16 protein-coding genes are annotated in these 15,504 nt (G+C 73.9%); 11 read left to right on the forward strand and 5 right to left on the reverse strand.

The annotated features are described in order from the left end of the window. The 3 genes from OG937_29650 (at position 1) to OG937_29660 (ending at position 2,192) form a co-directional block, all read left to right on the forward strand. A complete protein-coding gene (locus OG937_29650; GenBank protein WUD75560.1) occupies positions 1-660 on the forward strand; it encodes a class I SAM-dependent methyltransferase in 660 nt (219 codons plus the stop codon). Positions 661-680: 20 nt separating this feature from the next. After that, positions 681-905 (forward strand): zinc ribbon domain-containing protein, encoded by a 225-nt coding sequence (locus OG937_29655; GenBank protein WUD75561.1) that lies wholly within the window; start codon positions 681-683, stop codon positions 903-905. Positions 906-968: 63 nt separating this feature from the next. Further along, complete coding sequence (locus OG937_29660; GenBank protein WUD75562.1) at positions 969-2,192, forward strand: aminoglycoside phosphotransferase family protein; 1,224 nt, start codon at positions 969-971, stop codon at positions 2,190-2,192. Between the two features lie 93 nt (positions 2,193-2,285). On the opposite strand, the gene OG937_29665 is transcribed toward OG937_29660, so the two are convergent. The 3 genes from OG937_29665 to OG937_29675 all read right to left on the reverse strand — a co-directional run bounded on the left by OG937_29665 (position 2,286) and on the right by OG937_29675 (position 6,017). After that, the gene (locus OG937_29665; GenBank protein ID WUD75563.1) at positions 2,286-3,527 is read right to left on the reverse strand and encodes a hypothetical protein; all 1,242 of its coding nucleotides are present in this window, start codon (positions 3,525-3,527) and stop codon (positions 2,286-2,288) included. 90 nt (positions 3,528-3,617) lie between these two features. Further along, entirely contained in the window at positions 3,618-4,385 is a 768-nt protein-coding gene (locus OG937_29670) for a DUF4097 domain-containing protein (GenBank protein WUD75564.1), read from the reverse strand. A gap of 210 nt (positions 4,386-4,595) precedes the next feature. Beyond that, on the reverse strand, positions 4,596-6,017 hold the full coding sequence (locus OG937_29675; GenBank protein WUD75565.1) for a family 2B encapsulin nanocompartment shell protein: 1,422 nt from the start codon (positions 6,015-6,017) through the stop codon (positions 4,596-4,598). A 522-nt stretch (positions 6,018-6,539) separates the two neighbouring features. Here OG937_29675 and OG937_29680 point away from each other — a divergent pair. Further along, complete coding sequence (locus OG937_29680) at positions 6,540-7,208, forward strand: VTT domain-containing protein (protein WUD75566.1); 669 nt, start codon at positions 6,540-6,542, stop codon at positions 7,206-7,208. 120 nt (positions 7,209-7,328) lie between these two features. After that, the gene (locus tag OG937_29685; GenBank protein WUD75567.1) at positions 7,329-7,997 is read left to right on the forward strand and encodes a hypothetical protein; all 669 of its coding nucleotides are present in this window, start codon (positions 7,329-7,331) and stop codon (positions 7,995-7,997) included. Positions 7,998-8,037: 40 nt separating this feature from the next. On the opposite strand, the gene OG937_29690 is transcribed toward OG937_29685, so the two are convergent. Further along, a complete protein-coding gene (locus OG937_29690; GenBank protein WUD75568.1) occupies positions 8,038-8,304 on the reverse strand; it encodes a DUF2087 domain-containing protein in 267 nt (88 codons plus the stop codon). Between the two features lie 99 nt (positions 8,305-8,403). Between OG937_29690 and OG937_29695 the strand changes: the two genes are divergently transcribed. Together OG937_29695 and OG937_29700 are read left to right on the forward strand one after the other, a co-directional pair. Beyond that, positions 8,404-8,733, forward strand: coding sequence for an antibiotic biosynthesis monooxygenase (locus OG937_29695; GenBank protein ID WUD75569.1), 330 nt, complete (start codon positions 8,404-8,406; stop codon positions 8,731-8,733). 92 nt (positions 8,734-8,825) lie between these two features. Continuing rightward, on the forward strand, positions 8,826-9,332 hold the full coding sequence (locus OG937_29700; protein ID WUD75570.1) for a hypothetical protein: 507 nt from the start codon (positions 8,826-8,828) through the stop codon (positions 9,330-9,332). Positions 9,333-9,360: 28 nt separating this feature from the next. Here the strand turns inward: OG937_29700 and OG937_29705 are convergent, their stop codons facing one another. Then, positions 9,361-11,367 carry an MFS transporter gene (locus tag OG937_29705; GenBank protein WUD78929.1) on the reverse strand — a complete coding sequence of 669 codons (2,007 nt, stop codon included), beginning with the start codon at positions 11,365-11,367 and terminating at the stop codon, positions 9,361-9,363. Positions 11,368-11,594: 227 nt separating this feature from the next. Between OG937_29705 and OG937_29710 the strand changes: the two genes are divergently transcribed. The 4 genes from OG937_29710 to OG937_29725 all read left to right on the forward strand — a co-directional run bounded on the left by OG937_29710 (position 11,595) and on the right by OG937_29725 (position 15,407). Beyond that, complete coding sequence (locus OG937_29710) at positions 11,595-12,581, forward strand: peptidoglycan-binding protein (protein ID WUD75571.1); 987 nt, start codon at positions 11,595-11,597, stop codon at positions 12,579-12,581. A gap of 87 nt (positions 12,582-12,668) precedes the next feature. Beyond that, complete coding sequence (locus OG937_29715; GenBank protein WUD75572.1) at positions 12,669-13,265, forward strand: hypothetical protein; 597 nt, start codon at positions 12,669-12,671, stop codon at positions 13,263-13,265. Positions 13,266-13,450: 185 nt separating this feature from the next. Further along, a complete protein-coding gene (locus tag OG937_29720) occupies positions 13,451-14,113 on the forward strand; it encodes an HAD-IA family hydrolase (protein ID WUD75573.1) in 663 nt (220 codons plus the stop codon). A 535-nt stretch (positions 14,114-14,648) separates the two neighbouring features. Next, positions 14,649-15,407, forward strand: coding sequence for a Mut7-C ubiquitin/RNAse domain-containing protein (locus tag OG937_29725; GenBank protein WUD78930.1), 759 nt, complete (start codon positions 14,649-14,651; stop codon positions 15,405-15,407). Positions 15,408-15,504: the final 97 nt, after the last annotated feature.

Genomic DNA, 15,504 nt, shown 5'->3' on the forward strand with positions numbered 1-15,504 from the left:
GTGCCCGAGACCAAGAACCCGCAGCTCACGCCCGAACTGTACGCGTACGTCCTCGAGCACAATCCGCCCCTGGACCCGGTCCAGGAGGAACTGGTCGAGATCACGCACACCCGCTTCGGTGACGCGGCGGGCATGCAGTCGGCGCGCGAGCAGGGTCCGCTGCTGGCCTTCCTGGTGCGGCTGACCGGGGCCCGGCAGGTCGTGGAGGTCGGCACCTTCACCGGCTTCTCCGCCCTGTCCATGGCGCAGGCGCTGCCCGCGGACGGGTGCCTGATCGCCTGCGACATCTCCGAGGAGTGGACCGCGGTCGCCCGGGAGGCCTGGGCCAAGGCCGGTGTCGCCGACCGCGTGGACCTGCGGATCGCGCCCGCCCTGGACACGCTGCGGGCGCTGCCGCGCGATCCGTGGATCGACCTGGTCTACCTCGACGCCGACAAGGGCAACTACGTCAACTACTGGGAGGAGCTGGTGCCGCGGATGCGGCCCGGCGGGATCATCGCCGCCGACAACACGCTCTTCCACGGGCGGGTCGTGGACCCGCGCGCCACGGGTGACACGGCGGGGATCCGGGCGTTCAACGACCGCGTCGCGGCCGACGGGCGCGTCGAGGGGCTGCTGCTGACCGTGGCGGACGGACTGACCCTGGCGCGCAAGCTGTGAGCCGTGGTTAATCTGTGCCCATGCCCCGTTACGAGTACCGCTGCCGCTCCTGCGGCACCACGTTCGAGCTGAGCCGGCCGATGGCGGAGTCCGCCGCGCCGGCGGAGTGCCCCGCCGGGCACGACGACACCGTCAAGCTCCTGTCGACGGTCGCGGTCGGCGGCACCGCCGCCGCCTCCGCGGCGGCGGCCCCCCGCCCGGCCGCGGGCGGCGGGGGCTGCTGCGGCGGCGGCTGCTGCGGCTGACGGGCCGCGGCGGGGCCGGATAACCGTTCGCGGGACGGCGCCCCAGGGCGGGACACTGCCCGGGTGACGCAGCAGCCGGCGGCAGGACGCGTGGTCGACGTCGTGGTGACGTGCGACGGCGAACGGCTGGGCGGGTGCGGCCCCTTCACCGTCGCGGGCCCTTGGTGGTCCGACGTCACGGAGGTCGTGGCACGCCTGGAGGCCCTGCTCGGCGTGCCGGTGGCCGTGCTGCGGCTGGTCGCGGTCGAGGGCGGCGAGGGCGGGCGCGACGGCGCGGTGACGTACCACGCCGAGGCCCTGCGCAGGCCGCCCGGCGGAGTGCCGCTCGGGCCCGCGGCCAGCGGCGGCGACCGTGCGGTCCCGGGCCCGGAGGCGTTGCGGGCCGACTGGGCGACGGCGCCGGGCCTGCGGGAGGCGCTGGCCTGGGCGCACGGCGTGCTGGGCGGTGGCACGGCCGAGCAGGTCAGGACGTGGAACCTCTCCGGGCTGTTCCGCATGACGGCCGGCGACGGCCGCACGGCCTGGCTGAAGACGACCAGCCCCCGCTTCAACGCCTGCGAGGCCACCGTCATCGGGCTCTTCGCCGCCGCGGACCGGGCGTTCGTCCCCGAGGTCCTGGCGGCGGACACCCCGCGGCGGAGGGTGCTGCTCGGGCACGTGCCCGGCGACGACTGTTGGCGGGCCGCCCCGCGGGTCGCGGCGGCCGCCGTGCGGCGGCTGGCGTCCGCGCAAGCCGCGCTCGCCACGACGACGGCGCCCGCCGGGCTGTGCGACCGCACACCACGCACCCTGGCCGCCCGGGTGCACCGGCTGCTGGACGGCGAGGCCGGCCGGGAACTCACCCCGGCGGAGCGGACCCGGGCCCGCCTGCTGGCCGGGCGACTGCCCGCGCTCGTCGCGGAACTGGACGCCTGCGGGCTGCCGCACACCGTCGTGCACGGCGACTTCCGCCCGGGGAACTGGCGTTGCGACGGGCGGCGCGTCGTCATGGTGGACTTCGCCGACAGCCACTACGGCCACCCCGTCCTCGACGGCCTGCGCCCACGGGAGTTCCTCGACCCACGCAGTTGGGAGGCCGCCGCCGAGGCCTGGGTCCGGACCTGGTCGGCACTGCTGCCCGCGGCCGACCCCCGGCGGGCGCTCACGGTGGGCGAGCCGCTGGCGCATCTGCTGTACGCCGTCCGCTACCAGGAGTTCCTGGACAACATCGAACCGAGCGAGCGGGTCTACCACGAGGGCGACCCCGCCGCCGAGATCCGCGCCGCGCTGTCCTGCGCCGAGCGGTAGTGCCGGGGGGCGGGTGCCGGTGGGTGGGTGCCGGAGGTTCGGCCGTCCGCCGCCCGGCCGTCCCGCGCCCGACGGCCTCATCACCGCGTACGGCTACCGTCCCGAGGCACGGTCCTCGCGGATCGCGGCGACGACCCGGGTCGCCGCGTCGCGCACCGCGGCGGTCTCGGTGAGGAAGTGCCACCAGTCGGGGTGCCGGCCCTGGAGTCCGTCGACGGCGCGGTCGAGCCGGGCGACGGCCTCGTCGAGGGGGCGCGCGTGCCGCTGCTCAGGCGTCGTACGGCCCTGCATGGCGAGCCGCTGGGCGTCCCGGACGGCGAACCGGGTCCGCTCGATCTCGCCGTGCGGGTCCTTGCTGACCTCGTTGAGCCGCCGCAGCCGGTCGCCGGCCGCGGACACCGCCGCGTCGGCGTCGTCGAGCAGCGCCCGCACCGTGCCGAGCAGGGCCGTCGCGTCCGGCCAGCGCTGCTCGTCGCGGGCCTTCGCCGCCTCCGAGAGCTTCTGCTCCGCGCGGCCCACGGCCTCCGTCGCCCGCTCCGGCACGTGCTGCAGGTCCTGCCAGCACGCCATGCTGAACCGGCGGCGCAGCTCGCTCAGGACCGGATCGACGCCCTCCGTGCGGGTCGCCAGGGCCTGGGTCCGGGTCCGCAGCGACACGATCCGCTTGTCGATCTCACGGGCCCGCTCGGGCAGGCGTTCGGCCTCCGCGCGGATGGCCTCGGCCGTGCGCAGCACCTCGTCGGCGCGCCGGATGGTCTCCTGCACGCCGTGCGCGCCGGCGCCCTGGTTGAGCTTGGTCAGCTCCGGGCCGAGGGCCGCCAGCCGGGCCGCGAGGTCGTCGGCGCGAAGACCCGATGCCCGTACGGCGTCCAGTGCGTTGGACGCGGCGAGCAGGGCCTGGCGGGCCCGTTCGACGGCGGGGGCGAGGCGGGCGAGCTGGGTCTCGGCCTTGTCCAGCAGCGGGCCGAGCCCCCGCGCGAAGGCGTCCAGGTCGGTCCTGGCACGGACCAGGTCGTCCTTCGCCTTGGTGAGCTCGGTACGGGCGCGGGCCGCGGTGGCGGCCTCCAACTCGTCGCGGTCCAGGTCGTAGGCGTCGACCGCAGCGATGTAGGCGGCGCTGACCTGGTCGATGCGCTCGCCCAGCGCCCGGAAGTCATCGGTGGCGCGCCGTGCGGCGGGGGAGCTGTCGACGGCGGTGATGGTCTCTATGGAGATCACCAGGTCGCGCTGGGCGGTGTCCAGCTCGTAGAACGCCTCGGCGGCGGCGTCCTTCGCGGCCTGGGCGTCGGCGCGCAGATTGTCACCGCGCCGCCACCACGAGCGTGCCGTCGTCACAGTCGCCCTCTCCCGCAGGTCCGCCGCCGGTGGTTGTCCGCTCCAGTCTCCCACCTGGCTGGGACGAATACACGGGCCGGGCGGTTGCGGTCAGCGGCCGGCTTCCGTGACGCTCACCGAGCCGTCGCCCGTACGGACCGTCACGACGTGGCCGCTGGTGTCGTCGCGGGGGACGTCCACGCTGACGTGCCCGTCGCCGGAGCGTGCGGAGACCTTGTAGCTCTGGTGGGGCAGCACGACGCTGACCCGTCCGTCGCCGGTCGTCGCCTCGACGAGGTCGGGCACCTTGTCGAAGGCCAGCTTCACCGAGCCGTCCGAGGTGTGGGCGCTGACCTCGCGGGAGCGGATGCCGCCGGCGTCGATCCGGCCGTCGCCGCTGGAGAGCCGGAGCGGGCCGGTCACGTTTCGGACGACCACCGAGCCGTCGCCCGTGGTGAGCTCCAGCGGGGTGCTGAAGCCGCTCGCCTCCACGCTGCCGTCGCCGTTGACCACCGTCAGGCGGACCCCGCGCGGCACCAGCACCTCGTGGCGCACCGAGCAGTCCTGCACGGCGCCCTGGCACTTGGTGCGGAAGGTCAGGGTGTGCCCGTGCATCGACCAGGTGGCCTTCGGCGTGTCGCCGAACACGGCCCAGCCGTCGAACCACCGGGTGACCCGGATCTCGTCCACGTCGGCCGGTTTCACCACGACCTTGCTGTCGGAGGAGTCGATGGTCAGTTCGTTCCCGTCGAGCGCGAAGCTCTTGCGCTCCGGCTCGCTGTCGTCGGAGGCGTTCGCGCAGGCGGACGCCGTACCGATCAGCGCCACGACGCCCGCGGCGGCGGCGAGGGTCCTCAACGTGCGGGTGCTCTTCGTCATACCCAGGACGCTACGGAGCGTCCGATGTGCCCGGAATCAGGCCGCCCACCGGAAGCGGGGTGGGGAAAACCCCCGCCCCGCCCGGGGGTTCGGCGGGCCGACGGCCGTGCTCGTGGCGGACGGTACGGGCCGGCCGGGGCCGCCCGCCTCGCCACGAGCACGCGCCGCCGCTCTTGGAGGCCGCGTGCGCGCCGGGACCGGGCTCCGGGCCTAGGCTCCGGGACGCGCGATCTCCACGTTCTCCAGGACGCCGAGGGCGTCGGGGACGAGGACGGCCGCCGAATAGTAGGTGCTGACGAGATAGGAGATGATCGCCTTCTCGTCGATCCCCATGAAACGCACCGACAGGCCCGGCTCGTACTCGTCCGGAATTCCCGTCTGGTGCAGGCCGATCACGCCCTGGTTGTCCTCGCCGGTGCGCATCACCAGGATCGAGGTGGTGTTCTCCCGGGAAATCGGGATCTTGTTGCAGGGGAGGATCGGGATTCCGCGCCACGACGGCACGTGGTGGCCGTGGAAATCGATGGTGTGCGGCACCAGGCCGCGGCTGTTGAATTCCCTTCCGATGGCCGCGATGGCCCGCGGATGGGCCAGCAGGTACTGGGCGTTGCGGCGCCGGCTGATCAGTTCGTCGAGGTCGTCGGGGGTGGGCGGTCCGGAGTGCGTGGTGATGCGCTGCCGGTAGTCGGCGTTGTGCAGCAGGCCGAACTCCCGGTTGTTGAGCAGTTCGTGCTCCTGTCGTTCGCGCAGTGCCTCGACGGTCAGCTTCACCTGCTGCTCGACCTGGTTGTAGGGCTGGTTGTACAGGTCGGCGACGCGGGTGTGGACCTTCAGCACGGTCTGGGCGACGCTCAGTTCGTACTCGCGCGGGGAGAGGTCGTAGTCCACGAAGGTGCCGGGCAGGTCCGGTTCCCCGACGTGGCCCGAGGCCAGTTCGATGGCCTTCTCGCCGTACTTGTTCTGCGCCTGCTGGGTGCCGGTGACGAAGCCCGCGACGTGCTCGCGCAGCCCGTCGGCCTGCTGCATGACGGCCTGGAAGGCCTGGCGCGGCAGGGCGAGCACGGTGACGGCGGTGGCCGCCCTGGCGGTGTAGTCCCAGGTGCTGTCGGGGCCGGCCAGCCCTTCGGAGCCGAAGTGGTCGCCGTCGGCGATGCTGCCGATCACGCCCTGGCCGTCCCACTTGGCCGGGGCCAGCTTGTCGATCCTGCCGTGGGCGACGAGGAAGACGTGGTCGGCCGGCTGCCCGGCGGCCACGAGCGTCTCGCCGGCCGTGAACTCCCGTTGCTCGAACTGCCCGGCGAGCGTGGTCAGCACCGCGTCGTCGGTGAACCCGCGCAGCAGTGGCAGTTCGCCGAGCTCCGCCGGGATCACCCGGACCTCGGAGCCGGTCTGGACGAAGTCCACCCTTCCGTCGCCCACCGAGTAGCTGAGCCTCCGGTTGACCCGGTAGGCGCCGCCGGCGGCCTCGACCCACGGCAGCACCCGCAGCAGCCACCGCGATGTGATTCCCTGCATCTGCGGCGCGGATTTGGTGGTCGTCGCCAAATTCCGCGCGGCAGCGGTGCCCAGACTCCGCTGAGACTGGCCGTTCCCCGTCGCCGCCTCCGACGCGACACCCGGCTCAACCGTCATGGATGGTCCTTCCCTTGCGGCCCGATGGCCCACGCGCACAAAAGCGTGGATTAGGCAATCAATTCACGGTGAAACGAGGTTTCTTGTGCGGTGGTTCCCCCTGCCTTCTGCCGCTTTCCTCTCGGAAGCTACCCACCGGATGGAGCGCCCTGCACTCACTCATTCGGGTGAGCCTGGTGTCCCGGGCCCGCCGGAGTGGGCCGACCGGTCGTGGACGTACGCGTGTGCGAAGGCGGGTGCCGGATGCCGGAGGGCCCATTGCGTGGCATGTCCATGATGTGGGCCGGAAGTCGAGCGGAACATCTCGTTCCGGGGACGTTCTGTCGTCCCTCCCGGTTAATCGCGTGCTATTCCCGATCGTCACCATCGAAGATGAGGAAAACGTCACGCGCCCCGAGGGGATCACAGGAGCATGGCTGGCGTACGCTGTACGGCTGAGAGCGGATCGCAGAAGAACCGCTTCTGCGCGACACCGCCTCACACCTCGATGGCGCCGCGCACTCGCAGGGAGAGGAGGACGCGGTGTTCATCGGAGCAGGTTCCCTGTTCGATTCACCGTGGATCTACGCCCTGGTAGCCGCCTCCATCGTGCTCGACGTCTTCCTGCCGGTGATGCCGAGCGGCGTCCTGCTGATCTCGGCGGCCACGGCCGGCACCGCCGCCGGCGGCAACGACATCCTCGACGTGCTCGCCCTGCTGCTCTGCGCGGCCGTCGCCTCCACCCTGGGCGACCTGGCCGCCTACCGCCTCGCCTGGCGCGGCGGCGAGTGGATCGACCAGCACGTGGCGCACTCGCGCCGGCTCTCCACCGCCCAGGAGATCCTGGGTGCCGTCCTGTCCCGCGGCGGTGGCGCGCTCGTCGTGCTCGCCCGCTTCGCCCCGGCCGGCCGCTCCGTCGTCAGCCTCACGGCCGGCGCCGCGCACCGCCGCATCCGCGAGTTCCTGCCCTGGTCGGCGCTGGCCGGCCTGGCCTGGGCCGCGTACAGCGTGGGCCTGGGCTACGCGGGCGGCCAGTGGCTCGGCGCCGGCTGGCTCGGCACCGCCACCTCCGCCGTCGCGCTGGTCGGCTCCGGCTCCCTCGCCGCGTACGTCTTCCGCCGGGAGCGCCGCGCCCAGACGGTCGTCCCGGTGACGCTGCCCGCGCAGGCCGCGGCCACGCCCGAACGGGCCACCGTCGCCGAGGCCCGCTGAGCCGCACCGGTCCGCACCCCGGGTGGGCGCCGCCGATGGGCGGCCCCGCACGAGCCGTGACAGCATCGGTACGGACAGAAACCGGTCTGGGGGGCCAACGGACGGATCGGAGACCCCCCGATGCGACTCGGACCGCTCACCGGCCTGGCTGCCGTGATCCTCGCCGCCGTCTCCTACGCGCTCCAGGGGGACACCCCGGGGATCGGCAGCTCGGGGGTCGCGGTCAGGGCGTTCTACCTCACCCACGACACGCGGCAGGGCGTCGGCCTGTACCTGCTGCTCGTCGCGGGACTCTTCCTGGTCTTCTTCGCCGGCTACCTGCGGCACGTCCTTGCCACGTCCGACCGCACCGGCTGGCTGCCCCAGGTCGCCTTCGCCGGTGGCATCCTGGCCGCCCTCGGCTTCTGGATCAGCGCCGGGCTCACCCTCAGCCTGGTCGAGGCCAGCGACCGGGCCCTGGTCGGCGGCGGCGCCCTCCAGGCGCTCAACGCCCTCGGCAGCGACCTGTTCATGCCCATCCTGGCCGGGATCGGGGTCATGCTGCTCGGGGCGGGACTGGCGATCTCCCGCGGCGACGGCGACCCGCTGCCGCACTGGCTGGGCTGGGTGGCCTTCGTCCTGGGCGTGCTGATGTTCATCCCGTACGCCGGCTTCATCGGCCTCGGGCTCGCCGGGCTGTGGGTCATCGCCGTGTGCGTGATCCTGCTCGCACCGGGGCAACGGCAGGGCACGCCGGGCGGTCCCGGCCCGGCCGCCCCCGGTCAGCCGCGGGACAACACCGGCCGCTGAGACCGCTGCGCAGCGGGCTCCGGCCGCGCGGGGCCGCGGCTCAGCGCGTCCTGCGGTACGCGGTACCGTCCGCCGACCGCTCCAGCCAGCCGCCTTCCACCAGGTAGCGGCGGAGGGCCGCGCAGTCGTCGTGCACCGTGCGCAGCGCCTCGTTGACCTCGCGCTCGTGGTACTCCCGCCCCGGCCGGAAGAGGGTCTCGGTCAGATGCCGCAGCAACTGCTCGCGCCGCGCCGCCCGGCGCGGGATGACCGTGAGCCGCCCCTGCGAGAACAGGGCCGACACCGCATGCGCACCGCTCTCGGACACAGCGCACTCCTCCAATGCTCGGGACGACACATTCCGCCGGGCAGCGTGACACGCGGGGTTGATCGGGGGCACGCGAATTTCGGCTGGCACGATAGGGACATGAGCGTCGTCAAGATCAACGTACTGACCGTCCCGGCCGAGCAGCGCGAGGTCCTGGAGAAGCGGTTCGCCTCACGGGCGGGCGCCGTGGAGAGCTCGGACGGCTTCGAGTGGTTCGAGCTGCTGCGCCCGGTCGAGGGCACCGACCAGTACCTCGTCTACACGCGGTGGCGCAGCGAGGAGGACTTCCGCACGTGGATGTCCGGCCCGATGCAGGCCGCGCACCGCGAGGGCGGCGAGGGCGGTGCGGAGCGGCCCAGGCCGGCCGCCAGCGGGTCCACGCTGTGGTCCTTCGAGGTCGTCCAGCAGGCCGCGCCGAAGCAGGCCTGACCCCCGCGCGGCGCCCCGTGCCCACGGGGCGCCGCACACCGGCCCGGGAAACCGCCTTGCCGTCCGCGATCACCGGACGTCAGGCTGTGACCATGGACCGGCCGCTGCTCTTCCTCGACGTCGACGGCCCCCTCAACCCGTACGCGGCCAAGCGCACCCGCAGGCCCGAGGGCTACACCACGCTGCGGGTGCCGATGCCCGGCGTCTCCGCGCGCCCGTTGCGGGTGTGGCTCAACCCCGCGCACGGCGAGGCGCTGCTCGGGCTGGGTTTCGACCTGTGCTGGGCCACCACCTGGATGGCGGCGGCCAACCGCTGGATCGCGCCGGTCATCGGCCTGCCCGAGCTGCCGTACGTCGACTTCGGCGCCGCGCTGTTCGCGCACCGTCCCGACCTCGTGCACTGGAAGACCGAGGCGCTCGTGGCGTACGCCGCCGGCCGCCGTTTCGCCTGGGTCGACGACGAGCAGGGCCCCGCCGACACGGACTGGGTCGCCACCCACCACCCCGGTCCCGCGCTCCTGCACCACGTCGACCCGCGTGTCGGCCTGCGCGAGCCCGACTTCACCGCGCTCGCCGCCTTCGCCGGGTCACCGCGGTGACCGTCCCGGTCCCGGCCGCCCCGTCTGCTCACGCCGCGGGGCGGTGGGGGCCGGGGCGGTCCTGGTCCTGGCCGCAGAGTTCGGTGGTCAGACGGGTGAGCAGGGCGGCCAGGTCGGCGTGGCGTTCGGGGTTCCAGTCGCCCAGGAGTTCGGCCAGCACCTTGCGGCGGGCCTCGGTGAGCAGGGCCACGACCTCCTGGCCGCGGTCGGTGAGGTACAGCGGGTTGCCCCGGCGGACGGCGTAGCGGTGTTCCTCGACCTCGAAGGCGGCGCCCTCGATGACCGTGTACGGCACCGTGGTCTGCAGGGCGAGGTCGACGGGGTCGGCGGAGCCGGTGCGGGCGATGTACAGCAGCAGCCAGGCGGAGGCGGGCCGGAGGCCGAGGCCGGTCAGCGCGGTGATCCGTACGTACAGGTCGCGGCGGGCCTCCCGGCTGCCGAGGACGCTCAGGCCGCGGGCGATCTCGTCGAGGGAGGAGCGGTCCACGGGGTTGGTGCCGATCGTCTCGCTCGCGTCGGGCACGGTGAGCGTGCGCCGCAGCGGCTGCTCCTTCAGGAACCAGGCCAGGACGAAGGCCAGCGCGCACACCGGCACCGCCCACAGGAAGACGCCGGTGATGGCGGTGGAGTACGCGTGCAGCACCGGGTCGCGCAGGGACGGCGGGAGCTGCCGCACGCCGCGCGGATCGGACTGGATCATCGCTGGGTCGAAGCCGGGCGGCAGGGTGAGCCCGGCGAGGGCGGCGGTGATCTCGCGGGCGAGGTTGGTCGAGAAGATGGTGCCGAAGATGGAGACGCCGAAGGCCGCCCCGATGGAGCGGAAGAAGGTGGCGCCGGAGGTGGCCGCGCCAAGGTCGGCGTAGCCGACGGCGTTCTGCACGGCGAGGATCAGCACCTGCATGACCAGGCCGAGCCCGAGGCCGAAGACGAGCAGGAACAGGCTCAGCGCCCAGACCTCGGTGGTCTCGTCGAGCCGGTGCAGCAGGACCAGCCCGACGATCGTGACGGCGGTCCCGGCGATCGGGAAGACCTTGTAGTGGCCGGTGCGGGAGACGATCTGGCCGGAGGCGGTGGAGGCCACCAGCATGCCCACCACCATCGGGATCATGTGCACGCCGGACCAGGTCGGCGAGTAGCCGTGCACGACCTGGAGGAAGGTCGGCAGGAAGGTCAGCGAGCCGAACATGGCGAAGCCGACGACGAAGGAGATCACCGAGCACATCCAGAAGGTGCGGATGCGGAACAGCCGCAACGGCAGCACCGGTTCCTCGGCCCGCCGCTCGACCAGGACGAAGGCCGCGACCAGCAGCACGCCGAGCACCGCGAGCCCGACGACCTGCCAGGAGCCCCAGGCCCAGGTCGTACCGCCCAGCGAGGTCATCAGCACCAGGCAGGTCGCCGCGGCCGCCACCAGCACCATGCCCCCGTAGTCGATGCGGTGCGTGGTCCGCCGCACCGGGATGTGGAGCACGGTCGCGATCACGGCGAGCGCGACGATGCCCAGCGGCAGGTTGACGTAGAACACCCAGCGCCAGCTGAGGGTGTCCACGAACAGCCCGCCCAGCAGCGGCCCGAGCACGCTGCTCGCACCGAAGACCGCCCCGAACACCCCCTGGTAGCGCCCTCGGTCGCGCGGCGGCACGATGTCGCCCACGATCGCCATCGACAGGACGATCAGGCCGCCGCCGCCCAGGCCCTGCAGCGCGCGGAAGGCGATGAGCTCGCCCATGCTCCGGGAGAGGCCGCACAGCGCCGAGCCGATCAGGAAGATCACGATGACGGACTGGAAGAGCTTCTTCCGTCCGTACATGTCGCCGAGCTTGCCCCACAGCGGGGTGGCGGCGGTGGAGGCCAGCAGGTAGGCGGTGACCACCCAGGAGAGGTGCTTCAGCCCGCCGAGGTCGCTGACGATCGTCGGCAGCGCGGTGGAGACGATCGTCTGGTCGAGGGCGGCGAGCAGCAGACCGAGCGCGAGCGCGCCGATCGCGACGTAGACGGACCGCTTGTCGGTCACTTCCGCCGGGCCGTCCGCCATGGCCCGCCCCGCTGGGGAAGTGGTGTCGTCCTGCGCCATAAGGACTCGTTCCGCTCGGGCACCGGGGGCTCCGGTACCGCGTTCACGTCACTTCCTTATAAATATTCACACCCTTTCCACAAGATTGGCTCCGTTTGTACGACCGTCGGGAACGGAGGCGCCTGGGCACCGGGCATGCGTGGTCTGCATAATCACTGCGTCTGTCAGGGGATGGGGAGGGGGCGCCGGTGGCGTCTGACAAGCCGGCATCACCGGCTTCGCAGGAGGAGCACGAGTACGAGTCCCTCCGGGTACGGCCGTACGTGCCGGGACCGGAGGAGTACGCGGACGCGGAGGAGGCCGTCCCGGCCGCCGTGGCGGCGGGGGCCGCCGAGGCCTTCCCACCGCAGGACGCTGACCCGCCGACCGCGCCCCTGGCGCCGGTGCCGCCGGAGGGGGCCGCGGGGGCCGCGGGGCCGGAGGAGGACACCGACGTCATCGACCTCGGCACGGTCTCCTCGGACCGGCTGCCGGTGCCGGTGGCCGCCACGTCCCGTGAACTGGTGCCCTACCCGTCCCGTGCCGTGAGCAGGCGCCGCGCCGGGGCCCATCGCCGCCGCCGCGGTGCGCTCGTCGCCGGCGCGGGCATCGGGGCCGTCGGCCTCGCCGTCGGCGCGGTGTTCCTCACCGCACAGCTGACCGGCCTGCCGGACCGTACGGAGGCGGCCCCCGATCAGGGCGCCTCCGAACCGGCGGTCGAACTGCCGTCCTCCGCGCGGCCCTCGGCCTCCGCCTCGCGCTCGGCCTCGCCCAGCGTCACCCCCTCCACGCTCGCGTCCGCGAGCGCCTCGGCCTCGGCCACGACCGGCGCCCCGACGCCCAGCGCCACCGCGTCGCAGCCGACGGCGTCCGCCAGCGGCCAGGTCTCCCAGGCGCCCAGCTCGGCAGCGCCGCCGGCCGCGCCCGCGACGCTGCAGCGCGGCGACAGCGGCCCCGCCGTCGTGGACCTCCAGAACCGCCTCAAGGCGGTGCGGCTCTACTACGGCCCCGCGAACGGCGAATTCGACCGGAAGGTCGGCGACGCCGTGGCCCGCTTCCAGTTCTTCTACGGGGTCAAGGGCGATCCGCAGGGCGTCTACGGGCCCAACACCCGGGCGGCCCTGGAGGCGAAGACCGGCGCGACACCGGACCCGGACTCCGACGACGGCAACGGGAACGGGAACGGCTGGGGCTGACCGGCCTCCGTCGTCCGTGAGCGCCCGCCCCGGGACCAGGTCCCGCGGCGGGCGCCGCCATGTCCGGCCCCTGGGCGCTCCGGCAGGATGGGGGGCGTGGTGATCGACGACTTCGGCCCCAGGGGCTTCCAGCTCGTCCTGCTGCGGCGCATGGCCGACCACCGGCCCGAACTGGTGGAGGAGGCGCTGCGCACGCTCGGGGCGAGCCGTACCGAGATGCGGGAGGCGAACCGCCGCTGGCAGGCATGGGGACACGCCAAGGGCTTCCCGCGCGGCGAGCGCCGCTACCGCGCGGTGCTCGGGCCGCCCGAGGCGGTGCTCCGGCGGAAGGTGGGCGACCTGACCTGCCCGGCACTGCTGTGGCCGGTCCCGCTGTGGCCGACCCTGCGGTTCGAGGTGCTGTGCGCCCCGGGCGGCGGGGCGGTCTGGAACGAGTGGCTTGTCCGCGCCCCGGAGGAGCGGGGGCCGCGGCTGTCGGGCCTCGAGGACCTCACGCCGTGGTCCTGCACCGTCGACGAGGTGGCGCGGGCGTTCCCGCCCGCACGGCCCCTGGAGGGCGACGCCCCGACCCGCTGGCGGCTGGAGTTCACCGACCCGCAGGCCCCGCCGGGGGCCGGCCGCCGGACCGCCGGCTTCACCTACGGACTGCTGCAGTACGTGGACGGGGCGGGCGACGCACCCTGAGGCCCGCGGGGCCCGGGAGGCGCGGCCGGCCCGGGAGGCGCGGCCGGTCCGGTGGCGGCCGCGTTCGGGCACCCCCCCCTGGCGGAACCGCGGTACGGTTTTGTATCGTGTAGGAACAAAGTGGCTCCGCCCGTTTCCCCTGACCGGCGGGCGGGCCACTTGATTTGTTCGTCCGAGGGAGTTCCATGCTGTCGCCGTCCACCGTCGTCCCCGCCCGCGCCCTGCTGCTGGACATGGACGGCACGCTGGTCAACTCCGACGCCGTGGTCGAACGCTGCTGGCGCCGGTGGGCCGCGACGCACGGGCTCGACGGCGACGCCGTGATGAAGGTCGTCCACGGCCGCCAGGGCTACGCCACGATGGCGGTGCTCCTCCCGGACCGCCCGATGGCGGAGAACCACGCCGACAACGCCCGCATGCTCGCCGAGGAGACCGCCGACGTCGACGGCGTGGTCCCGGTCGAGGGTGCCCCGGCCTTCATGGCCGCGCTGCAGGGCCGCCCGCACGCGCTGGTGACCTCCGCGGACGAGGCCCTCGCCCGGGCCCGCATGGACGCCGCCCGCCTCCCGATGCCCGCCGTCATGGTCACCGCGGAGCGCGTCAGCGCCAGCAAGCCGGACCCGGAGGGCTTCCTCAAGGGCGCCGCCGAGCTGGGCTTCGGCCCCGAGGACTGCGTGGTCTTCGAGGACTCCGAGGTCGGCATCGCGGCCGGCAAGGCCGCCGGCATGCGCGTGGTCGGTGTCGGCCCCCGCGCCGCGGCCCACGAGCCCACGGTCCACGTCGACACCCTCGCCCAGGTCCGTGTCGAGGCCGCCGCCGACGGGACGCTCCTGCTCCACATCCGCTAGCGCCTCCGGCGCCCCGGACCGGGGTGCCCCTTGGGGCCCGTTGTTGTGTGCGGGTTGGTTGCGCCTGCGGGCGGCTGCGTCGGGCTGCCCGGTGGGTTGTGTGCGGGTTGTTTGCGCCTGCGGCGGGCATCCCCCACCGCCCTCCCGATTGCCCGGCGCGGTCAGTGCGGGTCTCGTACCGTGTGCCTGGGTCGGTGCCGCGCCGGCGCACGTCCTCAGCGCTCGCGGTTTACCCCGACATCGTTCGGCGCCCGGGTCCGCCGCTCGTCGCTTCCGGGCGCACCCCGCAGCAGGCCGCACCCGTAACGAACAACCGTGCTGCGGGCGAACGCTTCCTGGCCACGGGCGAGTTCCGCTGGATGGCGGACATGGCCCGGCGCGAGGGGCTCGGCGAGGACGGCCGCAAGGTGGCCGGCCCGGCAGGCGGTGCTGGACTGCGCCCGGAGCCTCGTCGAGCACGGCGCGGTGTGACCCGCCGCGGGGAAACCCCGTGTGCCCCGCGCCGCCGGGGTGGCATCCTGGCCGGGTGAGCGGTGTGAACGGACCCGAGATCGGCATCAGCTTCGCCTCCGCGCTGCGGCTCTTCGCCGCGGCGCCACGACGGGAGGGGCGGACCACCGTCGTCACCGACGGCGTGTCCACGCTGGGGCACGTCGTGGAGTCGCTCGGCGTCCCGCTCACCGAGGTCGGCCGGCTGCTGGCGGACGGCCGCGAGGTCCCCGTCTCGTACGTCCCGGTCGCCGGCGTGCACGTCGAGGTCGAGCCCGTCACCCGGCCCCAGTCCGTGCCGGGGGCGCCGCTGCGCTTCCTGCTCGACGTGCACCTGGGCACGCTCGCCCGGCGGTTGCGGCTGCTGGGGGTCGACGCCGCGTACGAGAGCGAGGACATCGGCGACCCCGCCCTGGCCGCCCGGTCGGCCGCCGAACGGCGGGTGATGCTCTCGCGGGACCGCGGCCTGCTGCGCCGCCGGGAACTGTGGGCGGGCGCCTACGTCTACAGCGACCGGCCCGACGAGCAACTGCGCGACGTGCTGGGCCGGTTCGCCCCCGTCCTGGCGCCCTGGACGCGCTGCACGGCGTGCAACGGGCCGCTGCGGGAGGCCGACAAGGACGCCGTGTGGGAGAAGCTGGAGCACGGCACCCGGCGCAGCTACGACGTGTTCGCGCAGTGCGTCGTCTGCGAGCGCCCGTACTGGCGCGGCGCGCACCACGCCCGGCTGGACGCGATCGTCCGGGACGCGGTGGGCGAGTTCGGCGGCGGCTCCGCCGTGCCGTCGGGGGCCGGGGGTTCCTGAGGGTCGCGGGCGGCTCCGGGGCCGGCTCCCGCGGTGGGGACAAGCGCCCCAAAAGCTCACAACCCGCGGCAACTGTGAGCCATGGCACAGCGCTTGC

This window comes from Streptomyces sp. NBC_00510 (assembly GCA_036013505.1).
Taxonomy (GTDB): domain Bacteria; phylum Actinomycetota; class Actinomycetes; order Streptomycetales; family Streptomycetaceae; genus Actinacidiphila.

What these genes read in the sequence shown, in the direction of transcription:
- OG937_29720 (WUD75573.1), top strand. Translation starts at nt 13,451, where the DNA reads ATGCTGTCGCCGTCCACCGTCGTCCCCGCCCGCGCCCTGCTGCTGGAC.
- OG937_29655 (WUD75561.1), top strand. Translation starts at nt 681, where the DNA reads ATGCCCCGTTACGAGTACCGCTGCCGCTCCTGCGGCACCACGTTCGAG.
- OG937_29685 (WUD75567.1), top strand. Translation starts at nt 7,329, where the DNA reads ATGCGACTCGGACCGCTCACCGGCCTGGCTGCCGTGATCCTCGCCGCC.
- OG937_29715 (WUD75572.1), top strand. Translation starts at nt 12,669, where the DNA reads ATGGGGGGCGTGGTGATCGACGACTTCGGCCCCAGGGGCTTCCAGCTC.
- OG937_29700 (WUD75570.1), top strand. Translation starts at nt 8,826, where the DNA reads ATGGACCGGCCGCTGCTCTTCCTCGACGTCGACGGCCCCCTCAACCCG.
- OG937_29695 (WUD75569.1), top strand. Translation starts at nt 8,404, where the DNA reads ATGAGCGTCGTCAAGATCAACGTACTGACCGTCCCGGCCGAGCAGCGC.
- OG937_29705 (WUD78929.1), bottom strand. Translation starts at nt 11,367, where the DNA reads ATGGCGGACGGCCCGGCGGAAGTGACCGACAAGCGGTCCGTCTACGTC.
- OG937_29670 (WUD75564.1), bottom strand. Translation starts at nt 4,385, where the DNA reads ATGACGAAGAGCACCCGCACGTTGAGGACCCTCGCCGCCGCCGCGGGC.
- OG937_29675 (WUD75565.1), bottom strand. Translation starts at nt 6,017, where the DNA reads ATGACGGTTGAGCCGGGTGTCGCGTCGGAGGCGGCGACGGGGAACGGC.